Origin of the sequence: Fibrobacter sp. UWB2, from assembly GCF_002210425.1 — a bacterium.
Taxonomy (GTDB): domain Bacteria; phylum Fibrobacterota; class Fibrobacteria; order Fibrobacterales; family Fibrobacteraceae; genus Fibrobacter; species Fibrobacter elongatus.
The window spans coordinates 329,815-355,612 of record NZ_MWQK01000004.1; the positions used below are offsets into that span (position 1 = coordinate 329,815).

Genomic DNA, 25,798 nt, shown 5'->3' on the forward strand with positions numbered 1-25,798 from the left:
TAGAGCAAATTAAAAAGCCTTCTTTGCAGTGCAGACAAAGCGGAATCGGCTGTATCCACCATTCGGTGTTTCTATGACCTCATCGCCAAGCACCTGAATTAGCGTGCCCGCCAACGAGATTCCATACTTCGGGAAGCGCTGTTCAAAAGTCACATCCCAGAACCAGTCACCCTTTACAACTAGCGGGTCCCTAGAACGGAGGTTCCATTCAGCATCGCTCCTGTAGCGAATGGAATGCGATATGCGGAAAGACCTCTTGATGAGCCAATCGGCATTAAACGCCACAAAGAATTCAGCGGGATTGACTTCAAAGCGTTTTTGGTTACCATCAATACGTTCAAAGCCTGTAAGAGCCGTAAATTTGAACATTTCCTTGTACCAAAGATTTAACCAGAACTCACCGGTCACACCCTTAATCCAAGAATTGATGCGGCCGACATCACCATGACGAGCCGTAAAATCGCCATCGTCAACGAATTTCTTGACATCGAATGTTTCGGCGCCATGTTCAGCCCAGAAACTTCCCTGCAAGCCAAAACTCAAGAAAGTCGAAAGAGTATCTTCAAAACGAACATAGCCTTGCAACAAATTCATGCGGCCATCAGCGGTCAACGAAACCGTATCGCCATCAAAAAACTCATAGGTATCTGCAATCGGATTCAAACGCGTTCCCGAAATATTTTTGGCACCGACCGTAATGTTCATTTTTTCTAATGCAGGCACCTGGTATTCAATGCTATCCTGCACAAGCCAGTCTCTATCATTTACGCCGAACATGACATCGAACTTGAGCTGGCTCATTGGCTTGAATCGCATTTCAAGGAAAGGCCAAAGGACTCGATCATTTTTCAGCCCTGTATAGACCGTGCCGTCATCATCGAGGAATCGGAAAGCAAGCCCGGCAGAAAGTTGGAGCATACCTTGTCTGCATTTTTCACCACAGCTATAGACAATGGAGCCGTTCACTTCATGGCGTTCGCCCTGTTCCTTTTTGCTATCATCCCGATATTCCGCATTTTCATAAACAAGCGTTGTAGAGAAATTCCAGAAGTCGGCACGTGCTTCGACACGCGGCTTATACAGCACAGGAATCCATCTAGAAGTTTCCGTAAAGAGCCAGATGTATTCCATGCCTGCAAGTACAGAGGCGTTAATAAAATCATTCGTATAGCCAAGGCCACCATAACCCGAACTGAACAAAGGCCAGTTTTCGCCAAACAACGAGAATGATTCTTTAGTCTTTGCTACGCGATAGCCACGGAAATTGCAATAGTGGTCATCCTGGAACATACGGGCCGTTGCCCAAAATCCGTGGAAAAGCGGCGTGCGGAAGCCCCCTTCCAGAATCGGAGTTCTATTATCCGGACGGTCTGCGGCATCCGTTAAAAAGTCCTGATAAATCATGTCGCCCAGCTCATTACCGGTCTTCATCCATATGGACGGAGTTTCGATAGGATTCCAGCTTGGCAAAACAGACATGCGGTTAAAAAGCAAGCGGTAGTGCAGTTTGCGAGGCGTCCACAATTCACTTTCGGAGTGTATTCCACCCGCGCCAATAAGCCTATCAAAATAGAATGTCGGAGACCCCACCAAGAAAGTTCCGTCATCACGGGAAACAACTTCCATGCCTTCCATTTCGGGATCGACTGACGCAAAAACGGAAGTAGTCGCAATAGCCAAAGCTGAAATTATTTTATTAACAAAGGAGTTCATTACCAAAGGCTCCTTTCGAAAGTGACACCAGCAGACAACATATCAGAACGTTTCGGTAAAGTCCAAAGCCGTTCCCACATCAAATGGAACCCGGCACTATATTCTTTAAACTTGAATACCGGCAAACTAATTCTTGCATACCAGCCAAATTCAGTTTCGTTATCGGCCAAAGAGCCACCACGATCCATCCAATCAAAATTTTCTGCATCAGCACGGGTCCAGTTGCAAGTAAAGCCCGCACCAAGCACCACCGGCTGAATGACCGACCACTTCCAATCGGCGCCAACGCGGCCCATGAACTGATGAACGCCATCATATCCAATCTTAGGACGCGGTTTGAAATAGGCATACTGGAACATTACGATTCCATCGACATTATCCCAATAAGTGTAACGGACACCGACGCCACCATACAACGTATTTTTCACGGCGTCCTGCAAATCGCCCATCGGGTAGATTTCGCCACCTTCGAGAAATACGGCGAAATGCGAAAACGAGACATCTTCTTTTACGGCCAAAGAATCGTTCATAAACGCAAACGAATCTTCGGCATGCAAAAGCGATGCCAGACTTATTGCTAGAATCGTAATGAGTTTTTTCATTTTTTGTATTCCAAAGCTTGAGCGAAAAAGCCGTCAAGGCGAGAATCCTTGAGACCTGGCAAGACGGGTTCGCCGACTTTCACGAATTCGGGATGAGCCTTGACAAATCGTGCGATGACGCGCGTGGTTTCCGTCGGGTCGGGGCTGCATGTGGCATACACGAGGCGCCCGCCAGGAGCGAGTGCGACAGATGCGTTTTCAAGAATCTTGAACTGGAGTTCGGCAACTTCATTGATGGATTCCGGAGTCATGCGGTAGACGGATTCCGGACGGCGAGCGATCACGCCCATGTTGCTACACGGGACATCGAGAAGAATGCGGTCGAACTTAGACGAATGCTGCGGAGCGGTCGCGGAATCTTGAGCAGGCGCAAGGTCGATGACTTCGGTCTTGATGTTTGTAAGGCCGAGGCGGTTCATCAGGTCTTGCATCTTTTCAAGACGCGAGGCGGACGAATCGCTTGCGAGAATCTCGAGCGAACTATCCATTTCAGCCATGAGAGCGGTCTTACCACCGGGAGCGGCACAAGCGTCCCAGACTTTCAAGCCGGGCTTCAAGTCGAGGAGTTTCACGACTTCGTATGCAGACGGATTCTGGAACGAGAATTCACCCTTCACAAATTCCGGAAGCGCAAGCAAGAGCTTCACGCCCACGTCTCGCGGGATTTCAATAAAGCGGTCGTAGAGAATCGAGGCGCCCGTAATGCCGATTTTTTCGGCAAGCACCGGAGCGCTCGTCTTTTGCAAGTTCACGCGGATCCATTCAGTCGGGCGCTCCAGTGTCGCCTTCGCCAAGGCTTCGGCGCGGTCGCCTCCGTACACGTCGAACCAGCGACGCACAAGCCATTCAGGCACGGAATTCTCGACGCTCACGCGGCGAACGCGCTGCGGTGGAAGCGCAGGCTCGCCTTGACGGCGAGCAGTGCGAAGCACCGCGTTCACAAGCCGCGCAGTACTCTCGCCGAGATTTGCAGACTTTGCAAGTTCCACGCTATCATTGATTGCAGCGTAATCCGGCACGTCCATAAAGAACATCTGGAAGAGGCCCATTTCAAGAATCACGCGGGCTTCGAGCGATGGCAATTTCTTCGTGAGCGACTTGACGAAATATTCAAGGTACAAGTGCCTGCGGCAAACGCCTAGAGCAAGTTCCATCGCAAATGGAGAAAGTCCGCTTTCCTTGATGAACGAGCCATCTCTTTGCCAAAGCAAAAGGACTCGAAAGGCTTCTTCACGTTCCGTTAGCAAAATTGAAGTCCCTCGCGCTTTTGAATGCCACGCATAAAGTCAGCCACAGGCATCGGCTTTTTGCCTTCGGCCTGGATTTCAATCACTTCGAGAACGCCTTCGCCAGTGCCGACAAAGAGTCGGTTGTCCTTGAATTCGACAACGCCCGGAGCAAGCTTCGGACCGTTTTCAGGAGTGTCCGTCTGGCGCAAGTACACCATGCGGCCACCGAGCTTTCCATAGCCACCCGGCCACGGATTGAACGCGCGGATGCGATCGTGAATCGTGCGTGCCGGCAAATTGAAGTCGATCAAGCCTTCTTCTTTCTTGATTTTCGGAGCGCCACTTGCCTGTGCATGGTCTTGCGTCAAATCCTTTTCGCAACCGTTCTTGAGCTGGTTCAGGGCATCGTCCAAAGCATCGCAACCCGGAGCGACCATTTTGTCGAGCAAGCTTGCGGTTGTGTCCTGATGGTCAATCACGACCGTGCGTTGTGCAAGAATCGGACCGTGGTCCATCTTTTCGTCCAGACGGAAAACGGTCACGCCAGTTTCCTTGAGGCCATCGGCAATAGCACGCTGCACCGGAGCGGCACCGCGGTACTTCGGGAGCAAACTGCCGTGAACGTTCACGGCACCAAACTTCGTGATGCCCAAAATGTTCTTGGGCAAAATGGAATACGCCACGACGACATAGAGGTCGGCATCGTACTTGCGGAGGTCTGCTTCGAATTCAGGAGACTTCAAGTCCGTCGGCTGCAAGACCGGCAAATTGTGCTTGAGCGCAGCCTCTTTCACAGGCGGAGGCGTAAGCACGCGGCCACGGCCTGCCGGGCGATCGGGCTGTGTGACAACAGCTAAAACTTCGTTATCGGAAGCAACGAGGTGCTCCAAGAATTGAGCCGCAAACGCGGGCGTTCCCATAAATACAATTTTCATACCGCAAAATATAGCTATTGCAAACGTGAAGGCGTTTTCTATCTTTGGGCGCATGCGAGTATTTTTACAACTAGCCTTGATTTTGGGGATTTGCTACGCAGGCGACCTCATTCATGATTACACGGGCATTCCCGTCCCCGGCAACATTCTCGGAATGCTCATCCTGCTCTTGTTACTTTGCCTAAAAATCGTGAAACTCGACCAGATTCGCGAAGTGAGCGATTTCTTCTTGAAGCGCCTTTCGTTCTTCTTCTTGCCACCTGCAATTGGGCTTATGCTCGTCGGCGAAGACGTTAAAAGCCAGTGGCCACTGTTGCTATTCCTCTGCATCGTGATTACGATTGTGACCATGGTAACGACCGGCTGGACCGTTCAACTTTTAAGCAAAAAAAACAAAAATAAAAATTGATTTTAACTCGCTATGTTTGGAATTATTCTTACAATCATTGCTTTTGAGCTTGGCGTTACCATCCGCAACAAATGGCGTAACCCGCTTTTGAACCCAATTCTCATCGCCACCATTCTCATCATCGGATTTTTGACCGTCACGGGAATCAAATACGAAACATACAAAGTAGGTGGTGATTACATTTCGTTCTTCCTTGGACCTGTAACAGTTCTGCTTGCCGTTCCTTTGTACAGACACATCCAGGCACTCAAAAACAACTGGCTCCCAATTTTAACAGGGATTCTCGTGGGCTGCATCACAAGCATTGCCTGCGTAATCGCTTGCGCCAAGATTTTCAACATCAGCAAGACTCTGATGCTTTCGCTCATTCCGAAGTCCATCACTATTCCGATGGGTTCTGTGGTTTCCGAGCAGATTGGCGGTATTCCGTCCATCACGATTGTGGCGATTGTCATTACGGGAATTACAGGCGCCGTGACAGCACCGCTTGTTTGCAAATTTTTCCGCATTGGAAATCCTGTTGCACAAGGTGTTGCCATTGGAACTGCAAGCCATGCGCTTGGAACGACAAAGGCGATGGAAATCGGAGAAGTTCAGGGCGCGATGAGCAGTTTGTCAATAGGAGTCGCGGGCGTGATGACAGTGTTCGTGACACCAGTGATGCTCAATATATTCGCTTAAAAACAAGAATACCGTCCCCATTCGCGGATCATGACTACTAAGCAGCATAGCTGCAAGTAGTCAAAGAGAACTAATCCGGGGAGACAATGCAAAAGCGAGAAATAATGGATCCTTCGTCGCTACGCTCCTCAGGATGACGAGATGGAGATGCCCTCCCGGAACGGAGTCCGGGATGACAAAGGTGGCGGGCATGACAATGCCACGAGATGGCGGATCAAGTCCGCCATGACACTACAGGCTATGGCGGGCATGACAATGCGCGGGCGTTTCAAAATCCGCTATCTAGCCGGGCTTTTCCCGATGAGCACGGTCGAGATGATGCTTTCGGTTTCGGGAATATCAAGAAGCTTTTTGAGTTCGTCGTGGTAGAAGAAATGTTCTTCGCGGGCAGTCTTGTTGAGCAAGCGCGCGGAGACGTAAAGCGATTCGGCGAGCACGCCTGCGTTTAAGTTCATGTAGCGGTAGCCGCGATTCCCAAGCACTTGGCAAGATTCATTCAAGTTCGAAGTAAGCACCACAGCGAACATGGAATTTTGAACTTGTTCTGGAACGGCAAAGCACTTGTTAAACTTTTTCGGATTGGCAGAACCGCTTTGCATATAGATGGACTTGCGAACAGGGATGTAGCGGTACACTCCTGCATACACAAACATCACATCAAAAACCACCACCCAAATTTTTATAAGTCCTGCGCCAAAAGCGTTCAACTGCGCGAGTTCCAGCCAGCGCAACATCGACGAGAAATCATCCAGGTCAAGCGTTCCATGGGCAAACGGTGTTGCCACTTTTTTATCGGCGCGCAAATACCACAGTTCGCGCAAATAATAGTCGTTCGTAAACTTCGACGGCGTCAGCGGAAATTCATCGCCCGGGAGCGCCTGCGCATTCAAGCGGCGCACCTTCATACAAAGGTTCAAGTCATCAATGTTTTCCAAACGATTTTGCAACATGAATCGCGACGGATAACGCGAAATCTCCATGCGACATTCATCTTCGCCCGCATAAGCGCCCATCTCCGCATGGTTCGAATACGCGAGTTCACCAACGCCATCATCGACGGAATTGAACGCGACCATGCTCTTTTCCGGGAAAACCGCAATTGCCGCCATCGGCATTTCAGTAGCCCCGAGCTTGAGCGCCACAGCAACGGAATCATCGACAAACCCGCCTAGCGCAAAAACCTTTTGACCACGCGACTTTGCCAAAAGAATCGTATTGGCGCAAGCTGAGCCCACATCCATTTGCACCTGACGATACGCGGCCTCGCGGAACCGCCAAACCGCACGTTCCAGGAGCCCTGTGTAAATGAAAATCGTCTGCGCTTCGGTTATAAATTCCTGTTCCGGAAACGATGCAAGAATCGCCTTGCGGACATCGACACCGCCAATTTTGACAAGCTTCGATTCTGCACGGTCCACGTAGTAAACGCCATCGGGGACCTCTCCCCCATGCACCACGGCATAGACGCAAACCGGATTCAGGTAATCCGCCGAAACCGGCGCCAAAAGTGGCATGAAAGCGGCCGTCAGAGGGTAACGATTGCACCCCTCGTAGCGCTTGTCGGCATACGCCTGCTTTTCCCAGTGCATAATGACGGGATCCCCGCTGCCGTGGGGAATGTACTGGGTCGATTCGTGATAAATTTCCGAAAAATAGCGCATCCAACGCAAAGATAAAAAGATTAACGTTTGTCAAAAGCACCATGTCAGTTAAATAAAATATTTTTTAACGTTTTTCGTACAGAAAGTGGACTTTTAGACCAAAACACTTATTACACTTTTTACTCCGATACATCATTTTACATAGTATAAAGCAAGGCCCCAAATATATCTTTGGTAAAAAAGAAAAAATCACCTTAAGAGGGTTTTATGCAAATCAAGAATTTCTATCCAAAGATGAGCGTTCTCGGCATCGCAACCGTGATGGCACTTACCGCCTGCGGCGACGACAATGCCCAGGCTTTGTTCGCCAACAATCCGGCTCCGGGCGCCGAAAATCAGGTCCCGGTTTCTAGCAGCGACATGAATCCGACCTCTAGCGATGCTGTAGTCGACCCGACCTCCAGCTCAGCCGCTGTGGTTGACCCGTCTACGCTCCCTGCAGAAGGCCCGATTACCATGCCGGCAGGTCTCGGCACTTTGGTCGATGACTTTGAAGACGGCGACAACTTGAGCAAAATTGGTGATTACTGGTACACCTACAACGATAACGACAACGGCGGTGCATCCATCATCACGACTCCGCTGAACGAAGAAGAAAACATCATCCCGGGCCGCGTCAACAACGGTTCCAACTACGCTTTGCAAGTCAACTACACGCTCGACAGAGGCGATTACGAATACGATCCGTACGTAGGCTGGGGCGTGCAAGTCGCACCGGACGAAGCCAACGGACATTTCGGCGGCCTTACCTATTGGTACAAGGGCGGCGCCCATGAAGTGCATGTTGAAATCACCGATGTCGAAGACTACGACGTGCATCTCGCCAAGTTCCCGGCATCCCGCACATGGAAACAGGCCGTTGTCCGCTTCAAGGACCTCGTACAGGGCGGCTGGGGCAAGGAAGTCCCGTTCGACGCCAAGCACATTAATGCAATCAGCTTCCAAGCAAAGGGAAGCAAGAGCAAAGTCATGACCGACTCACTCTTCATCGACAACATCTATTTGCAGGACTCTTCCGAAGTTGAAAAAGACCAGCCGGATATGGAAATCAAGGACCCGGTCATTCCGGTCGTTGAATTCACCGAAGCAGAAATTACTGTGACGAACCCGTTGCAGGAAAAGGCCATGAAGTACCTCAACAAGGGTGTCAACTTTACCAACTGGCTCGAAAACGCCGATGGCAAGTTCAAGTCCTTCGAATTGGGCGAAAGCGACGTCAAGATTCTTGCCGACAACGGTTTCAAGAGCCTCCGCTTGCCGATTGACCTCGACCTCTATGCCACAAACCGTGACGCATTCGTCGCAGGCACCGATACCGAACTCAAGTTCGACGACGACACCTTGTTCCTGGTTCTCGACTCCTTCGTGGAATGGACGGCCAAGTACAACATGTCTCTCGTGATCGACTACCACGAATACGACAACAGCTACAACACCACCAGCGCTAAGGACGCCAACTACGTCAAGATGATGGCAGAAACGTGGAAGCATGTTGCAGCCCACTACGCCGAAAGCCCCCGCGAAGACCTGTTCTTCGAGCTCTTGAACGAACCGGACATGAGCGATGGTAAGGTCACTGCAGCAACATGGACAACCGCAGCCCAGGCTATGATTGACGCCATCCGCACGGTTGATACCAAGCACACCATCCTCTTCGGTGATGCCCAGTGGTACTCCATCACGCTCCTCGCCAAGCGCACTCCGTTCACCGATGACAACATCATCTACGTGATCCACACCTACGAACCGTTCGCCTTCACGCATCAGGGCGGTTCCTGGACGGACTACGCCACCATCCACGATATTCCGTTCCCCTACGATCCGGCTAAGTGGTCTACGGTTTCTGGCGACTTCGGTGTCAACAAGAGCACAAAGTCCTACGTGAAGACCAACATCAAGAACTACTACAAGACCGGCAGCAAGGAAGCCATCTTGGAACAGATTCTCAAGGCCAAGAAGTGGGCAGCCACCAACAACGTGCCTGTGATTATCAACGAATTCGGCGCATTGAACCTCCGCTCTACCGCTGAATCCCGCATCAACTACCTCACGGCCATGCGCGAAATCTGCGACACCCTCCAGATTCCTTGGACGCACTGGGGCTACACCGGCAACTTCTCCGTGATTGAAAACGGCAAGTTGATCGAAGGCCTCGACAAGGCACTCGGCGTCGGTAGCAAATAAGTCTCTCCTTAAAACCCCCTCAAAAAAGGTCACGCAGAAATGCGTGGCTTTTTTCGTACAATCGATACAGATTTTCACAAAATTGTAGTTTTAAGGATTCTACTCTATGGGGATATTAGGTATTTTTTTATTGAACAACAATGGAAGATCCTCATCTCCTCCAAAGCAACCGCATGAGCAATCATGCGGTTTTTCCGTTAAAAACAATTATCCTGCAAGCTCTTAAAATTCTAAATTACGATTATGAAGTTTAGTATTAAGAGCATTTTGGGAGTCTGTTCCGCACTTTTTTTGGTGGGCACAGCAAACGCAATCGGTTTTTACGGTAACCAGAGCGATATAAAATGGAAAACTGCAGGTACGGAACATTTCCAGTTCATCTACCCTGTCGAATATTCTACGCACGCCGCTAAGGTTTCGACCTATGCCGAAGCCGTCTACGATTCCGTCACGAGCCGCTACAACAAGCCGCTTCCACGCATCAGCGCGGTCTTGAACAACGCTCTTTACAGCAACGGCAGCGCCATCCCGAGCGAAAACGCACTGAACCTCTGGCTCACCAACTGGGATTTTAAGATCCGCAGCAGCCACGGCTGGATTTCGGACGTGGTGACTCACGAATTCAGCCATCTCGTGAGCATTGAGAGCGGGGCTAAAATCGTCCCGAACCTTTACGGATTCCAATTCAGCTATACCGACTATTATAATGAACGCACGAGAAGCGACTTTCTCACGATGATTCCGTTTACGTTGCAGCCGCTTTGGCTTGCCGAAGGTACTGCACAATACGAATCTTCACGCATGGGGTTTGACGCCTGGGACACGCACCGCGACATGCTTCTGCGCACAGCCGCACTGAACGATAGCCTCATGACGCTCCCGTACATGCACGACTTTTCGGACAATTCGCTACTCGCCGAACTCGGGCCCTACACGCAAGGCTTTTCACTCGTGCTCTATATTGCAAAGCATTACGGCGACGATGCCATTCCAAAGATTTGGAAGAAACTCGGAAAGCCCTACCGCGCCACGCTCAACGGAGCGATTAAAAGCGTACTTGGCATCAGCGAACAGCAACTTTACGACGATTGGAAAAAAGAAATTACTGAGTATTACCAAGCGCAAAAAGATTCTCTCGGCACGCTCGTCGAAGGCATCAAGATTACGAAGGACGCATTCTGGCAGGACTTCCCTGTCGTAAGCGGCAAAAACCTTTATGGCATTTCGAATTTTGGCGGTCCGTGGTTTGACGGCAGCGTGTTCAAGATTCCAATGGAAGATACACTCAAGACGAAAGACGAGAGACTAGAGACGAGAGATAGTACTGCGACGGTTTCCGCGAAAGTTGAAGTTGGCGATATCGAAGTTGAAGGCGCTGATAGCAACCTCATCAACATTGCCGATTTTGCAAAATCCGGATTCAGGGCAAAGAAACCCTGGTTCGACAAGGGCATTGACGTTTATGACGATAGCGTTCACGGTCCAATCCTCACCTACATCAGCTACGAGAACCGCGACAAGGATGGCCACGCCCACTTTGACGTTGCTGTAAGCGATACCAACAAGAATCATACAACGCTCACCTACCTCACCGATGCGGTTTACCCATCATTCAACAAGCAAGGGACAGCGATTGTATTCGTGCGCCGCGAACCATTCAGCACACGATTCGTCTTGAGCAAGGTTCCGTTCAATAGCGATATCAAAAACATCACCGCAGAAGATCCCATTGATATTTTCAAGCCCGATTCTTCGCAACTCTACTATAACATTTACAGTCCGAAATTCAGCCCGGATGGCAAACGCATCGCATTCAGTTTCTTTGACGATGTGCAACGCGGAATTGCCATTGTGGACACGAACGGAGCAAACTTCAAAGTCGTAAGCACCACAGGCTATGACGAGCGCGATGTCAACTGGATTGACAACGACAAGATTATCTTCGCAAGCAACCGCAACAACATTTTCAACTTGATTGAAAAAGACTTGAACTCCGGCAAGGAACGCGCGCTCACGAACGTAGTTGGCGGTGCTTTCACGCCGACACTTGCTGGCGATACGATTTTCTTTACGCAATACGACAAGGACGGTTTCTCGCTTTACAAGTTGCCGTACGCCAAAAAATCAGAACCCGTATTCCGCGACAGCATTATCGTGAGCGTGCGAGACAGCGTTTTGCAGTTTACCGACACGCTTTATGTGGCATGCGCCGATACTGCCAAAACCGCCGATTCAACAAAGAGCGCAAACGTCGCAAGCAATGTTGCCGACACCGCAAAATGCACGGAAGAGGTATTACGCAAGGACGTGATTCAAGTCGAGCACAGCGACACCATCAAGGTTGCCGTTACAGATTCGACACAACGCGAAATCATCTTGCACGGAACACTCCCGCAAAAACCGCACAAAGAGCTAGAGCTCATCGACCGCGAATTTGCAGGCGCCGAACGCAACTACAAGCCAATCCCGAACATTCCGCTGTTCGTCCCGATTTTCAGCATTTCCGAAAACGCCCCGAGCATGACCGTCTTTGGCGAAGGCGAAATCAAGGCTAAGCTTGGCCTTGCCGTTGTCATCAGTGACGCCCTCAAGAAAAACACCGTGCAGCTCGGATTGTTGCTTGAACTCGGGAAAGGCATCGACTACATCAATGGTGACGGACTCAATCCCAAAATCGAAAAGGAATTCTTTATCGCATGGGATAACCGCAGCACGCCTATTGACCTTGGACTTTCGTACAGCTATGCGAACTACACAAACAAAGATACTATTCGTGTCGAAGATGTTGGAGGAAACGGAGGAGACAGCATAAAAACAAGCAAATACTCTTACGCTACACAGGCCATTACAGGAACCGCAGGCTACAGCATTTTCAAGAGCATCGACACATTGCAAGCGGCCATCAGTTACGACTGGGCGAATGTCAACTTCTACGATGAATCCATCGAATGGACATACAACAAACGCTTTAGCGCAACAGTCGGTTTCGGATTATCTGGAGACCAAGAAGGCGAAGGTGGTTCGGGAATTTCCGGACAAGGTAATGGGCTCTTTGCCTATTACCAGTACGCCAACAGCGACCTTAGCCGTCCCGGAACCCTTTACGTCACCGAAAACGGTAAAATCGCAACGCACTACAGGAACTTTGCGCTCCACCAGTTCGGCTTGAACCTTTACGGAAGCGTGCAAACGCCTTTCCTCCACGCAAGACTTGCGGCAGGCGGAAAGATTTCAAGCATCTTCAACTGGAATACAGACGATGTCAGCGACACGTTGGATTCGTACTATTACAACCCGGTATTCCTCGATGGTTACCCGTACTTGCGTAGCAACGAAGACTACACACTCTCGGGTACAAAGACGGCAATGGCGGAGCTCCATTACCTCTACCCGATTTACGACGACTGGAGACACAATCTCTGGATTTTCTCAACTCGCAGTTTGTACGTCGACTTATTCGCTCAGATTGGTGCCGCCTGGAACGGAGACTTCTTTACAAACAAGTTTACCAAGCACGAATTCTGGGACCGTTCCGTGGGTTTAAGCTTCCGCATGAGCAACAAGATTTGGGGAAGTATTCCGTTCGATATTTCGCTCACGTTTGCTCGCGGTCTGAGCCGCATTGGTGAGGATAAGGATTTGCGCGGCGGGCGCAAGTTGACTCCGATTGAATTGCCGCTGTTGCACAAGGATATCTGCCCCACGAGAATCAAGTTTTCCATTGGGATGGGGTTCCAAAATAGTTGGCAATAAAAAATTGCCAATTATAAATCAAAATAGTACTTCACGCGGGCGGGGCCCCAGCTCAGAGTTGACGCCTAACGGCGTCAGCGGCTTCACTCGGTTATGCCGGTCTGCAAGCAGCCCGTCGCAACACTCGTTTTGCACGCTACTGCGAAGGAAATACCTTGGCCGACGCTTATTGCATTATAAAACGTATCTGCAATTATAACTGTGTAAGCTATTCTAGACTTCTATAAACGAAAGGCGGCTTAGAGCCGCCGTTTTTAGTAGTTAAAACTCTTGGTATTTTTTTCGCCGGGGAGGAGTTGTCCGGGGCTGGTGCGCTGGGCGTCGCGGCCTTTGAAATTCGGATTGATTTTTTTGATTTCACGAGATTTCACTTCGGCCTGGACATCGAGCAAGTGGCGTTCCCATTCCTGGATGGCGCCATCGAGTTCCAAGCGGGCGTTCAGCATGAGTTCCTTGAGCTGCATAAGCTCAATCATACGCTCACGCTTCATTATCCAAAGTTCTTCTTCTTCGGGCATGCGTTCGATATTGAACAGCAAGTTCAAATACTTTTCTTCGGCCTCGCGGTACGCCTTATACGTATCTTCGTAAACGAGATTACGGTCATCAGCCATAGTCTGCTGCGAGGAGACGTGCGTCGCGCAACCGATGAAGTTCATCGCGACAGGGAGAAGGAAGAGAGGGATTGTCAAACGCATAAAATAAAGGTACAAAAAAAAATAAGCAGAACTTAGTTATTAGTCAATGGTTATTAGAATGTTGCCATGACATTGAATGGAGATGCCTGCTCGGTGGCAGGCATGACAATTGCAATTTATTCAGCAGCTTCGGTCACTTCGCGCTTGGTGTTGTAAAGTCTTTCGTAAGAGATGTGGCTCGTGAACGTGACAGTATCTTTTGTTTCGGGGTGGATCATCGTGTGCGTTCCGACCTTGACTTCACGTTCCTGGCACGGGAGGCCCGTTTCCGGTTCAATCATGACTTCGAACTCAGTGCGGTATTCGCCCTTAAGTCCAGAAGAATAAGCCTTGAACTTTTCCGGCACAATCTTGCTGCCCACGTGCTGTTCCCAAATGAAGTACGGGAAGCTTTCGGTTTCTTGCAAATAGACGACGTAGTCCAGGCACTTACGGTGGTCGCGGTTTGTAAAGCCTTTAGTCACCACGGAGTCCACCTTGATAAGCGCAAAGTTCAAGCGCCCCTGCTGTTTGAGGAGCTCTGTCACATTGCCCTTGACCGGCACGACGCCCTTGAGCAAGTGGTCCATTTCCCAGCGGTGCTTTTCCAAGCGCTTGAGATGCGGCTTGAATTCAGGATTCAAAAGCTGTTCGCGCCAGCGGCTCGGCATCGGGACATGGGCAAGCAGCGTGTCATAGCCATCGTCAATGCCGGTAAGGCTCGTCACATTGCGGTCCACGGCGGCAAGGTTCACTTCCTTGATGCGCCAGGCAAGTTCCGTCGGCATAAAATTCTTGAGGTATCCACGAGACTTGTCAATCACGTAATTGCGCTTGACAAACGTCGTATCGCCTTTTGAAGAGTAGTTCAAATCGGCATACGTCGCTGTAATCGTCCCCATTTTTTCTTCGCCCTTCAAGTCCAGCGTCGCATAATAGCTTTCGGTGTACATTTCGAGCGTGACAGGAGCGTTTAATTTATAGTCAACAGATACTTCAGTTTCGCCACAAGCGGTGAGCATTGCAGCGACAAACATTCCACTCAAGAATTTTATTTTATTCATCAAGATAACCAATTATTGATTGACAATAGACAACTGTTTTTCGGCGATCAAGCCCCTTTCAGAAGAGACTTCGACAACAACTGTTCCCGGGGCCTTGAGCTTCGTCATTTCGCGAGCAGTTGCATAGCCACCACGGCGTGAGCGAGCTTCAAGAGTAAAAGCTTCCATCTTGTTCGTCACACGGAAATCGTGTTCCCAAAGCTTTTCACCCTTTTTCGCAAGCGTCCCTTCGTAAAAGGCAAATTTCAATGTGTTAAAGTCGAAACCCGTTCCATAACGCAACTGGATGATGAGTTCATCAGCCATTCTGAATACGCTACCCGTATCGGCAACATAACCCACAGCCGGATTCCATTCACGGCCACAGGCGATAATGGGTTCGGATTTTGAGCAACCTGCAAAAAGCCCACCCAAGGCTAAAGTTGCAAGCATAACGACTTTCTGTTTTTTGTTCATTGTATCCCTCTCTTTTTTTCCCAACAGCACTTTTTAAAATAGCAAAAAACTATCTGTCAAGTACAAACATCATCTCAAGATGGGGCGTTTGAGGGTAAAAAGCAAAGCCTTCGGCGTGAGAAAGGGCAAATCCGGCCTCGGAGAACTTGGCAAAGTCGCGTGCAAGCGTCACCGGGTCGCAAGAAACGTAAATCAAACGGTTGACAGAGCTTTTCACGATAGCGGTCAAAGCTTCTTTGGGGAGGCCTGTTCGCGGAGGGTCAACGATGAGGGTGGCGGGGACATCAACGACGTTTTCAACGAGCCAATCTTCGGCAGGGGCCGAGACGTTTTCAATTTCAGGGGTGCGAGAAGCCGCGCAATCTCGAGATGCCACGGAATCTTCGGGGAACGCCGCAGGGACAGACAAATTAACCTTTGCGTGTTTGAGGCAGCCTTCTTCGCGTTCGACAGTCGTAATCTTATTGAACTTGTCCTGCAAAATACAGGCAAAGAAACCGACACCGCTAAACAAGTCAATCAGCCAAGCGTCAGAGGACTTGCCACTTGCCAAGCCTTCATCCACAGCCTTGCGGACCGATTCAACGAGTTCTGGCAAAAGCCCCAAATTGCTCTGGAAAAATACGGACGCATCCGCTTCAATTTTGCGGCCCGCAATTTCGACATGGCTCACGGCATGGGCATCGAATTCGGACTTGTGCATTCCGGGGTAGTAAAACGAAACCTCGCCCGCGCCGTTATCGAAAATGTTCACATCGACATCGCGGCGACCGCCCGAATGGCAATTATTCACGAGAAGCGTCGCGGCAGGTCCACGCAGGAATTCATTCAAGCCGTCCGTGAGCACAGGGCATTTTTCAAACGGGACGATGTTATTGCTTTCTTCACCACGGAAACCAAAGACAGCGCGTTTTGCCGAACCTTCACGATTTGCCGCACCGAAAGCGGAATTGCCACGGAGCACGACACGAGCGCGGTTCCTGTAACCCCAGGCATTCCCTGTGTGGATGACAAAATCTTCAGGCAGTTCCGCATGAGCGAGGCGCTTGAAATTTTCGCGTTCGACTTTTTCGAGATATTCCGCCTGCTTTTCAGAAGCCAAATGCTGCAAGCTGCAACCGCCGCACTTTCCGTACAGCGGGCAAAGCGGCTTGACACGATCCGGGCTCGGTTCAATCACTTCGACAACGCGGCCCTTGGTAAAGTCCTTTTTTTGGAACGTAAGGCGCACCTTGCAGAGTTCACCTGGCAGCGCTCCCGCCACAAAACACACGCGACCATCTTCCAAGCGCGCCATACCCTCGCCCCCCTGCACCATCTTTTCGATGCGGAGCGTGAAGCATTCACCGCGCGACTCACAGCTAGAGTCACGACGATCATTATTGCGGTTCGGACGCGGGCCTTTAAACGCCCCGCCATTACCCTTGAAGCGGTTGTTTCTGCGGAATTCTACCATAATTGCAAAAATAGAATTTTTACGAGGCTCTCACGAGAGGGAGATGCCCGTTCACGTCGGGCATGACAAGGCAATAACATGTAAACGACATTACCGTATTTATGCATTTCATCACGTATATCTAATAGTCTGTCATTATTACCATATTCAAATTGCATATTTTTTCTAAATTTCCGCCCAATGGAAATGACATCGATAGTTTTGCCTAGCGCTCTCACTGCCGCGAACAGCAAAAAGCTGCTTTCGAGTTGCAAGAGCGCCCTCACCAAAGGGGAGCTTCATCTGGACGGATCAAGCCTTGCCTCGATGGACTACAGCGCCGATGCCTTTTTTGCACTTTTAGCGGAACTTTCCGAAAAGACAGGCAACAAGCTCATCCTTGAGCACTTTCCGCCCGAAATCAAGCAGCATTTGCAGAACCTCCGCAAGATGGTTCCGCCCGAGAAGCCGCAGCGCGAGACCAACAACATCCTCGAAATGATGGGTGGCGCCGGTTTTTCGCTCCTCAAGGAAGTCTTTGAAGTCCTCGTTTTGCTCTTTACAGCGATTTACTGGACGATTGTCGGGCCGTTCGACAAGGGTAAAATCCACTTTGGCGGTATCACGAAGCAGATGTTCAAGTCAGGCAGTGAAGCCATGGGCATTTGCTTCTTGTTCGTGGGACTTATCTGCCTTACGATGGCTCTCCAGAGTTCGGTGATGCTGAATGCGGTTGGCGGCGGCTCTTACCTCGCTTCGGGGCTTGGGTTCCTCATTTTTGCAGAAATCGGCCCGCTTCTCACGACGATTATTTTGGCAGGGCGTTCCGGTAGCGCCATGGCGGCAGAAATTGCAAACATGAGCGTCTGCGAAGAAGTCAAGGCTTTGAAGTCCATGGCTATTCCGCCGGTGCAGTACCTCGTGGTCCCACGTTTCATTGCCTTGAGCATCACGACGCCGATCCTCTCGTTTAGCGCATCCATCGTCGGTAGTTTCGCTGGCTTCCTCATTGCGTATTTCTTCTGCGATATTTCTTTCTCGAACTACATGATGGGGCTTCGCGACGGCATCGACCCGATGACGTTCCTCAAGAGCACTATCAAGGCACTTGTATTTGGCTGGATTGTAACGCTGATTGCCTGCAACAAGGGACTCAACGCCCACGGCGGTGCAGAAGCGGTCGGTAAGGCGACCACGTCCAGCGTCGTTGCAGCCATTTGCACGATCGTGATTTCGGATACCCTTTTCGCCTTCATTTTCTACTAGAGGTCAATATGGACGAAATTCTAAAAGTTGACCATCTGAAAGCGAGCTACGGCAACGAGACTATCCTCAAGGATATTTCGTTCGGTGTACGCAAGGGCGAAATCCGCATGGTGCTCGGCAGTTCCGGTTGCGGTAAGTCGACGCTTTTAAACAACGTGCTCAAGTTCATCAAGTCCGACGAAGGTACGATTACGTACTTCGGAAAGTCGTTCGGCCCCAAGGAAGGCCTCGATAGCGAAACACGTATGCGCACCGGCGTGCTCTTCCAGAGTGGCGCTCTGCTTGCGGACTTAACCGTCGCCGAAAACGCGATGCTCCCGCTCAAGCGTAGCATGCCCTACATGCCCAAGAGCCAGATGGAAGCGATTGTCGCAGACCGCCTCGAGAAGGTGCACCTGCTCCACGCGTTCCACAAGTTTCCCGGCGAGATTTCTGGCGGTATGAAAAAGCGTGCCGCACTCGCCCGCGCGATTGCGCTCAAACCGGAACTTCTGTTCTGCGATGAACCGTCCACAGGCCTTGACCCGGTGACCGCCCGTTCGCTCGACGAACTGCTCCTCGAACTGCGCGACACGCTCGGCGTTTCGATGGTGATTGTGAGCCACGAACTCGAGAGCATCAAGATTGTCTGCGACCGCTTTGTGTACCTCAAGGACGGCTACGTCCTGAAAGATGCGACTTTGAAAGAAGGCATGGAATCTGACGATCCCATCCTCAGGCATTTCTTCAATAGGCAATGCCCCAAAGAATACAATGACGAAGACTTTTACCACTTTGACTTTATTGATTGAGTTGGAGAAATAATGGAAACCACCCGATCCGAAAGAATAAAACTTGGCGCATTTATGCTCTTTTGCGGAGTACTTATTTGCGTGTTCCTGGGTTACGTGCTCAAGCGTTACCTGAGCGAGCAATACGACAACTACTACACCATTTTCGACACGGACGTGAACGGACTTTTTGTCGATGCCAAGGTGAAGTTGAACGGTATCTCCGTCGGTAGCGTCACAAGCATCACAATCAACGAACAGGACTTGAACCAGGTCGTCGTTGCGTTCAAGGTAACGCAAGGAACACCAATCAAGATTGGCACTCGTGCAGGACTTACCGCAGGCATGAACCTCACCGGCGAAAAGCAGGTTATCCTCTCCGGCGGAAATTTCAATGAACCGAACGTCCCCGAAGGCGGCCTCGTCCCGGCAGCGGCCTCGATGTTCGACCAGATTACAGGCCAGATGGGCGACCTCTTTGGCAAAGTCAATCCGATTGTTGACGGGCTCGTCCGTGTGCTGAATCCTGAAAACGCCGAAAGCATTTCTCGCACACTCCAGAATCTCGAAAAGACGACCGCAAACTTGAGCTACATAACGGCCAATCTCGGAAAGCCGCTCAACAACATGAGCAAATCCGCCGCTTCGCTGCAGAAGATCCTTGCAAAAATCGAAGAAGCAAAGCTCGCCGCCAAGACCGAACAAAATCTTACAGTGCTCAAGGAAAAGCTCGAAGCGATCGACACCAAGGGCTTGAACGAGAACCTGATGCAGACCGCCGAATCGATGAACAAGCTCGCCCAGCGTGTGGATGCCATCGTTTACAAGAACGAAGACCAGGTCGGAAACGCCATGGATGAACTCAACACGATTCTTGAAAACCTCGAAGAATTTTCACAGAAAATCAAGAACAACCCGTCTGTACTTATCCGTTCCGAAGGCAAGAACGGTCGCTAAAAAGGAGAAACCAAGATGTTTAAAGCAAATCGTTTGTTGGCAGTCGCCGCACTCCTTTCTGTTTTCACGCTCACGGGTTGCCTCGGTGGTTCGACCGAACCTTCCCGCTATTACACTGTTTCGGCAGAGTCCATCTCGGTTGCAGGCGCTACTAGCGATGCCCGCATACACGTCAAGAAATTTACGATTGACCCGGCCTACCAGCGCACGAACATTGTCTATCGCGAATCTCCGTACGACTTTATGTTCTACGATTTGGACCTCTGGGCAACGCGCCCGGAACAGATGCTCACGCAGGTTGCAGGCGAATACCTGATTAAGAGCAACATGTTCAAGTCTGTGGACTTGAAGCCGATGGGCAAGCCGGACTTTGAATTGCTCGGCAATGTCGATGCCATTGAAGAAATTGATGAAGGCAGCTCGCAAGAAGCTCACCTCGCAGTGCAGCTCACGTTCCGCAAGGTCGGTGAAGACGCTCCGCTGTGGGAAAAGCGCTATGACGAGCGCCAGAGCATGAACAAGCGCGATGCACATTCCGCAGCCGAAGCGCTCTCGAAGCTCTACGCCAAGTACATGCAAGACGCACTCGAGAACATCGCGAAAGTGAAGTAAAGAATCGCGGGCCTCGAGCCCGCCTTTTTTATTCCCGTCTAATAGTCGGGACGCTTGCGAGCAACTTTTTCGTGTAGTCGTTTTGCGGATTCGTGAGGACGATATCGGCGGAGCCGTGTTCCACGGCATGCCCAAAGTACATGACCAGGACTTCGTCGCTCAAAGCGCGAACCACCTGCATATCGTGGCTGATAAAGAGAATGCTGAGCCCGAGTTCATTGCGCAAATCGTCGAGCAGATGCAAAATCTGCGCCTGCACGGACACGTCCAAGGCACTCGTCACTTCGTCACAGAGCAGCACCTTCGGGCGCACCATCAAGCTACGCGCAATGCACAAGCGCTGGCGCTGACCGCCCGAGAATTCATGCGGGAACTTGTCCATAGCCCCCGCCGGGAGCGATACGCGTTCCAAAAGTTCTACCGCGCGGGCGCAAGCCTCGTCATACGGAACGCCGCGGGCAATCACAGGCGCTGTCAAGATTTCCGTCACCGTCTGTCGCGGGTTCAAGCTGCTGAACGGATCTTGGAAAATCATCTGCACCAGGTCCGAGACGCGTACAAAATCTTTCCCGGTTCCGGCCTTGCCGCCGTTCACCGGCAGCCCAAACAAATTAACCTTACCGCTAGAAACCGGCACAAGCCCGACTAAAGACTTCACGAGAGTCGACTTTCCGCAACCAGACTCCCCCACAATCGAAAGAATCTTCCCTTGCGGGAGCGTGAACGAAACGTTATCTACGGCAGTGAAATAATCCTTGACTTTGCTAAAAACGCCCCCGCGAATCGGGAACTTGACCGTAAGCCCGTTTACCTCGATGGCAGGTACCGCTTTATCAAAATTTTCGGTATTCATCAACCATCCAATTCATTAAGAGCGTCCTGAACGTTCTTTTCAGTCGCAATCAAAATCTGGCGGCACTTGCGCAAAAGCTGCGTAGCCTCTTGAACCTCAACAGCAAGTTCATCAATTTCCATCTCGGAATTGTCGATTTTCGAGAGAATTTCCCCTAAACGCGCCATTGCGTTTTTATATTCAAAATTTTGCGCACTCATGTCCACGAATATAGTTAGATTTAAACCAAATGAATTTGTTCAATCGTTCCATTTTACCCTTTTTTGTTATTGCATCCTTTTTCGGCGTATTTTTCGCCGGTTGTCTCGATGCACCTAGCGATCCTCAGGCGGCTGAACCAGTCGAATCGATTAGCGTCTTGGTTAAACAAAAAGACAATGACTACACAACCATACTCAAGGTGAACCCGTCCGATTCTGCGACTATCACGGCAAAAGTCACCCCTGAAAAATTTCAGGACGAAATTGCCTTCGAATGGATTCATTCAACAGATACTAAAGACAGCTTGCTTGAACGTGGCCAAAGCCATTCCTTCTACCCCAAAAGGTCATCGAGCGCCATGCCGAACAAGCTTATCGCCACAGACAAGGAAGGAAACAAGCAGACTTACGATTTCGCAATTGTCATCAACACGCCTCCTGTACTTTCGGATTCCACAATACCCGTAAACGGCGACACGCTTTACGGCTCGTCGGAATCCGCATTCCTATTTGAATGGTACAGCATGGACATGGATATCAACAATGGCGATTCGCTATTTCACATTTTAGAAATCGACGGCAAGCCTTACGATGTCGGAACGCTCCAGCAAGTCAAGCAATCCGGCTTTAAAGCAGGCGAGCACAAATTCCGCATTATCGTCAACGACCTTTACGGAGATTCCGATACGCTCGCTTACAAAAAATTCTTTGTCGTCGATACGCTGGAGGCCAAATGAAATTCATCAGAATGTCCTTCATTGTAGCGATGGCCTATCTGCTCCAATCCTGCTTTAATTCAGACGATTACATTTTCAACGAATCTGACGCCACCAGCATCATAATTCAGGCTTCACTAGCGAGGTCCTTAGGCGAGTCTGCATCAAATGTCAAGGCGGATACATTCCACATCAACGACACAGTCTATTTCCAAACCACGGTCAGCCCGAACAAGATTATCAAAGTCCAAGATTACCACTGGCTCATGGATGGCAAATATTGCGCATCGGAGTACAACTTCAAAAAAGAACTCTCTGACCCTGGGTACCATAAGTTCAAGTTTGTCTTAAAAGACTATTTCGGCGACATGCACTACGATTCGCTTGAAGTCTGGGTATCCGATAATCCCGTATTAAACGATAGCGTTTTCACCCCGGCTGACGGCACTCAGGCCATCGACCCCTACGAATCCATCTACTTTACGTGGAGCGCAAAGACCGAAGGAATCAAGCTAGCGCACTACTACCACTTTTTGCTGAGCGAACAGAGTTTTGCCAATGCGGAATCCAAGTTCACGACCATCGACACCATCTTGAACGAACCGCACTTCACATACCACAATAAATTAAATCCATTCAAAAAATACAACTGGACAGTCCAGGCTTTTAACGAATACAATTTTGCATCAGCACAAAAAATCCAGAGTTCCTTTTTCACCAAAGGATTCCCGGGAGAAGGCTCCCTGCAAGCCAAAGTGGATATAGGCCAAGCTTCGACAACTCCAATCCGCATAGCATTACAGGACAAGAGCAATTCCGAAAAACGTTTCGATTACAATCTTAAGCTTTCATCGACAAACAATGAGATTTCTCTAGACGCAATCCCGGCCGGGAAATACCAATTAAACATTCAATCGGACTATGCTGATTTTGGAACAATCCAAAAAGACATTACCATCAACGACGGTTTTGTTACAACCGAAAATGACCTCAAGCTCATTGACACCATCGCACCGATAATCACATCCACGACAGGCCAAGATACGCTCGATTTTGCAGACTCGCTCCGTTTCATCGTAAAAGACGGAAGCAGGACAATTACTCATTCTAGCGTCAAGGCTTATCTCGAAAACGAGACCTCCCTAGAAAAAGACTACACGGACAGCATTTTAACGGTCGTGCTCAAGGAAACCGACAAAAGCTGGACATACCGCGTTCTCACCGTTTCTGCATCAGACGGGAGCAAGAACGTTTCGAACAAGTCGTTCTACATTTTACCGAGTACACTCTGGTTTACTACAAATAACGATACGACCATTACAAATGACGCACTTATCAAGTTCTTCATTCAAGAAAACAATCCTTACGGATTTGCAATCGACTCTCTGAAATTTTTCAACGTCACCAAGAATAAAACGATCATTTCCGTTTCTAGGAGCGAAGGCAAGTCTTTCACCGCTGAACTTGAAGCAAGCCTTTTCGATGCCGAACAGACCATAAAGTCCATCGTCATCTACAAGAATGGACTACAGCAAAGCAAGACTTGGAAGCTTTACGTGAAGCCCGCAAAGAAGGGGGAAGAATAATGAATTACAAGCTCCTTCCGCTTTCAATCGCTTTTTCTGCAGCTTTTTTGCTCCCGCTCGTTTCGTGTTCCGATGCCGAGATTCACGCCTCGGATGTTCCAGAAATCACGCAGTCCATTTTTGTCGTTCCCGAAAGCTTTGTCGGCGAGCCGTACAAAAGTTCACAATACCAAGCTTCGGATAAATTTTTCGTCAACATCAACGAGAAGCTACGCATCTGCGGCATTTACTCCGTTAACGGAGAATACATACCGACAGACAAGGCGACGCCCTATTACAATACCCACAAATGGATTATCGACAAGGATGAAGCGGGAGCCTCTTCGATTTACCACAGCTTTGACAAAGCTGGAATCCACGAGGTCACATTTGAAACGGTAGACCACCTTGGGGACACATTGCGCACCAACGCAACTATTTACGTCAACACGCCCACAAAGGTCACTTTACAATCTCCTGCGAACAACTACAACCAAGTTGATGGAGACAACGAAAACGGTCTCGAGCTCTCATGGGGAATTTCAGGAATCGACCCGTGGGAAACCTCTTACTGTACCATTTACGCGAGCTATAACTTATATACGATTTGGGAATCTTCTCTCGGAAATATCGACTGCTCTAGCACCGTCAATTTAATTGGACAGCTAGACGCCGACATTAACGAGAAAGGCGATACCATAAAACATACCTCAGAAACTTCGACAATCTATTGGGGCGTTCGTGCCACGACAAAAAGCGAGAAAGGCTACACCGAACAAACCTATAGCGACGTTTTCAGTTTTTCGACCAAATTAAAAAATGACGGTACCGCAATTCTCGAGGTTCCTATTGCCTGCCAGTTCAGCCCTTATTCAGACAAATCAAAACTTGTCGGGGCAATTATCTCTGCAGCAGGCGACACGCTTTCGAAATTTTCGGAATCCAAGGCAAGCCTCGTCATCAAGGAATCTTTACAGCCACAGTCCAACTTAAAAATCGTCGTATGCGATGTAAACCGCACGGAATACGGTTGCGATTCCATGAGAGTTGACTTGGCGCCCAGTACAAAAAACGTCACCGACACCTTGTTCTTGCACGACAATGTGAAACCCAATATGGTCCCAGCCAGCACGGATTTCCAGACTGATTCACCCATCAAGTTCTTCATCTTTGACAACGGTTCAGGAGTAAACGTCTCCAAGATACAAGCCGTCCAAAATTCGGATACGTTGCTTACAAAATACGAGAACAACATTATCTCCATCGAGAATTCCTGCGCAAAAGAATGCAATCTCACCATATACGCAGAAGATTACGCCCGCAACAAGGCGCCCGACACATACTGGAAAATAAGAGTCAACGGCTCTGTCACCCAAGTTTCTGGACCTTTTGCCAAATTTGAGGAGGGCAAATAATGACTTTCAAAAATGCCTCCCTCGCTATTTTCGTTTTGCTGTTGACATTCTACGCCAACGTTTTTGCGCAGCAGGACTCTGCAAAGACTCGCTATTTACAAGTTTCAACAAACCCCTCGACAGTCGACTTGTACACCGGTACAATTTCACCTGATTTTGCAAGCAGGCCCGATTACGTATCTCCGGCGTTCATCCCTGTCCCCGCAGGGAAAGACACCGTCATGGTTTCATTTTTCCACCCGGATTATGCCGACACGACCATCAACATTGCGCTAGCCCCAAACGACACTTCTTTCATCATCGTTGCGCTCCGCCAAAGCGTTGATGACGACGAAATCGCAATGAACCAGGACTTTTTAAAGCACAGGAACAGGCGCATTCTCGGTGGATACTTCAAGTGGGCATCGATTGTGCCATTTACCATTAGCGGAATTTCTGCGATAGTCTCGCTTTACAACATTAGCAAGGCTAAAGACCATAAAAAGGCCATGGAGAACACGCGCTTTTTAAACGAACGCTATGCCGCACACATGCGTGACTTTACTGATCACCGCGGCTCAGCCAAAACAGCAAAAACGGTTTCTGGAATATTTCTTGCAACAGGTTTAGCGGTCCTCACTGCAGGATTCGTCCTTTCATTTTAGG

Annotated in this window: 23 protein-coding genes; 12 read left to right on the plus strand and 11 right to left on the minus strand. The window is 49.7% G+C overall.

Annotation, left to right across the window (positions count from 1 at the left end; all coding sequences use genetic code 11):
• Positions 1–9: 9 nt before the first annotated feature.
• From B7982_RS09590 to fmt, 4 genes are read right to left on the minus strand one after another with little or no spacing between them, the layout of a single operon-like run.
• Positions 10–1,713 (minus strand): hypothetical protein, encoded by a 1,704-nt coding sequence (locus B7982_RS09590; RefSeq protein WP_088660542.1) that lies wholly within the window; start codon positions 1,711–1,713, stop codon positions 10–12.
• Complete coding sequence (locus B7982_RS09595; protein WP_088660543.1) at positions 1,713–2,315, minus strand: hypothetical protein; 603 nt, start codon at positions 2,313–2,315, stop codon at positions 1,713–1,715. The genes B7982_RS09590 and B7982_RS09595 overlap by 1 nt, the downstream gene beginning before the upstream one ends.
• Positions 2,312–3,526, minus strand: a complete 1,215-nt coding sequence (locus B7982_RS09600; RefSeq protein WP_233138479.1) for a transcription antitermination factor NusB — start codon at positions 3,524–3,526, stop codon at positions 2,312–2,314. The genes B7982_RS09595 and B7982_RS09600 overlap by 4 nt, the downstream gene beginning before the upstream one ends.
• Before the next feature lie 29 nt (positions 3,527–3,555).
• On the minus strand, positions 3,556–4,479 hold the full coding sequence (gene fmt / locus B7982_RS09605) for a methionyl-tRNA formyltransferase (RefSeq protein ID WP_073423904.1): 924 nt from the start codon (positions 4,477–4,479) through the stop codon (positions 3,556–3,558).
• Positions 4,480–4,531: 52 nt separating this feature from the next.
• Here fmt and B7982_RS09610 point away from each other — a divergent pair, with 52 nt between their 5' ends.
• On the plus strand, positions 4,532–4,888 hold the full coding sequence (locus B7982_RS09610; protein WP_088660545.1) for a CidA/LrgA family protein: 357 nt from the start codon (positions 4,532–4,534) through the stop codon (positions 4,886–4,888).
• Positions 4,889–4,900: 12 nt separating this feature from the next.
• Positions 4,901–5,569 carry an LrgB family protein gene (locus B7982_RS09615; RefSeq protein ID WP_088660546.1) on the plus strand — a complete coding sequence of 223 codons (669 nt, stop codon included), beginning with the start codon at positions 4,901–4,903 and terminating at the stop codon, positions 5,567–5,569.
• A 278-nt stretch (positions 5,570–5,847) separates the two neighbouring features.
• On the opposite strand, the gene B7982_RS09620 is transcribed toward B7982_RS09615, so the two are convergent.
• Positions 5,848–7,230 carry a nitroreductase family protein gene (locus B7982_RS09620; protein ID WP_088660547.1) on the minus strand — a complete coding sequence of 461 codons (1,383 nt, stop codon included), beginning with the start codon at positions 7,228–7,230 and terminating at the stop codon, positions 5,848–5,850.
• A gap of 207 nt (positions 7,231–7,437) precedes the next feature.
• Here B7982_RS09620 and B7982_RS09625 point away from each other — a divergent pair, with 207 nt between their 5' ends.
• Both B7982_RS09625 and B7982_RS09630 read left to right on the plus strand, forming a co-directional pair.
• The gene (locus B7982_RS09625; protein ID WP_088660548.1) at positions 7,438–9,414 is read left to right on the plus strand and encodes a carbohydrate binding domain-containing protein; all 1,977 of its coding nucleotides are present in this window, start codon (positions 7,438–7,440) and stop codon (positions 9,412–9,414) included.
• Positions 9,415–9,657: 243 nt separating this feature from the next.
• Positions 9,658–13,167: a PD40 domain-containing protein gene (locus B7982_RS09630; protein WP_088660549.1), complete on the plus strand. Its 3,510-nt coding sequence runs from the start codon at positions 9,658–9,660 to the stop codon at positions 13,165–13,167.
• Positions 13,168–13,421: 254 nt separating this feature from the next.
• Here the strand turns inward: B7982_RS09630 and B7982_RS09635 are convergent, their stop codons facing one another.
• From B7982_RS09635 to B7982_RS09650, 4 genes are all read right to left on the minus strand, one after another.
• The gene (locus tag B7982_RS09635; protein WP_146196775.1) at positions 13,422–13,865 is read right to left on the minus strand and encodes a hypothetical protein; all 444 of its coding nucleotides are present in this window, start codon (positions 13,863–13,865) and stop codon (positions 13,422–13,424) included.
• A gap of 116 nt (positions 13,866–13,981) precedes the next feature.
• Complete coding sequence (locus B7982_RS09640) at positions 13,982–14,908, minus strand: hypothetical protein (protein WP_088660551.1); 927 nt, start codon at positions 14,906–14,908, stop codon at positions 13,982–13,984.
• Positions 14,909–14,920: 12 nt separating this feature from the next.
• A complete protein-coding gene (locus B7982_RS09645) occupies positions 14,921–15,364 on the minus strand; it encodes a hypothetical protein (RefSeq protein ID WP_088660552.1) in 444 nt (147 codons plus the stop codon).
• Between the two features lie 49 nt (positions 15,365–15,413).
• Positions 15,414–16,820, minus strand: a complete 1,407-nt coding sequence (locus B7982_RS09650) for a class I SAM-dependent RNA methyltransferase (protein WP_088660553.1) — start codon at positions 16,818–16,820, stop codon at positions 15,414–15,416.
• A 186-nt stretch (positions 16,821–17,006) separates the two neighbouring features.
• On the opposite strand from B7982_RS09650, the gene B7982_RS09655 reads away from it, so the two are divergent.
• The 4 genes from B7982_RS09655 to B7982_RS09670 are packed head-to-tail and all read left to right on the plus strand — an operon-like array spanning position 17,007 to position 20,404.
• On the plus strand, positions 17,007–18,065 hold the full coding sequence (locus B7982_RS09655) for an ABC transporter permease (RefSeq protein ID WP_233138480.1): 1,059 nt from the start codon (positions 17,007–17,009) through the stop codon (positions 18,063–18,065).
• Positions 18,066–18,073: 8 nt separating this feature from the next.
• Complete coding sequence (locus B7982_RS09660; RefSeq protein WP_088660555.1) at positions 18,074–18,856, plus strand: ABC transporter ATP-binding protein; 783 nt, start codon at positions 18,074–18,076, stop codon at positions 18,854–18,856.
• A gap of 12 nt (positions 18,857–18,868) precedes the next feature.
• The gene (locus B7982_RS09665; protein WP_088660556.1) at positions 18,869–19,792 is read left to right on the plus strand and encodes an MlaD family protein; all 924 of its coding nucleotides are present in this window, start codon (positions 18,869–18,871) and stop codon (positions 19,790–19,792) included.
• A gap of 15 nt (positions 19,793–19,807) precedes the next feature.
• Complete coding sequence (locus tag B7982_RS09670) at positions 19,808–20,404, plus strand: ABC-type transport auxiliary lipoprotein family protein (protein WP_088660557.1); 597 nt, start codon at positions 19,808–19,810, stop codon at positions 20,402–20,404.
• A gap of 28 nt (positions 20,405–20,432) precedes the next feature.
• On the opposite strand, the gene B7982_RS09675 is transcribed toward B7982_RS09670, so the two are convergent.
• Positions 20,433–21,257 carry an ABC transporter ATP-binding protein gene (locus B7982_RS09675; RefSeq protein ID WP_088660558.1) on the minus strand — a complete coding sequence of 275 codons (825 nt, stop codon included), beginning with the start codon at positions 21,255–21,257 and terminating at the stop codon, positions 20,433–20,435.
• Entirely contained in the window at positions 21,257–21,424 is a 168-nt protein-coding gene (gene xseB / locus B7982_RS09680) for an exodeoxyribonuclease VII small subunit (RefSeq protein ID WP_233138481.1), read from the minus strand. Before xseB ends, B7982_RS09675 begins: the two co-directional genes overlap by 1 nt.
• Before the next feature lie 191 nt (positions 21,425–21,615).
• Between xseB and B7982_RS09685 the strand changes: the two genes are divergently transcribed.
• The 4 genes from B7982_RS09685 to B7982_RS09700 are packed head-to-tail and all read left to right on the plus strand — an operon-like array spanning position 21,616 to position 25,797.
• Complete coding sequence (locus B7982_RS09685; RefSeq protein ID WP_233138482.1) at positions 21,616–22,194, plus strand: hypothetical protein; 579 nt, start codon at positions 21,616–21,618, stop codon at positions 22,192–22,194.
• Entirely contained in the window at positions 22,191–23,759 is a 1,569-nt protein-coding gene (locus tag B7982_RS09690; protein ID WP_088660560.1) for a hypothetical protein, read from the plus strand. The genes B7982_RS09685 and B7982_RS09690 overlap by 4 nt, the downstream gene beginning before the upstream one ends.
• The gene (locus B7982_RS09695; protein ID WP_088660561.1) at positions 23,759–25,153 is read left to right on the plus strand and encodes a hypothetical protein; all 1,395 of its coding nucleotides are present in this window, start codon (positions 23,759–23,761) and stop codon (positions 25,151–25,153) included. Before B7982_RS09690 ends, B7982_RS09695 begins: the two co-directional genes overlap by 1 nt.
• Entirely contained in the window at positions 25,153–25,797 is a 645-nt protein-coding gene (locus tag B7982_RS09700) for a hypothetical protein (RefSeq protein WP_088660562.1), read from the plus strand. The genes B7982_RS09695 and B7982_RS09700 overlap by 1 nt, the downstream gene beginning before the upstream one ends.
• Position 25,798: the final 1 nt, after the last annotated feature.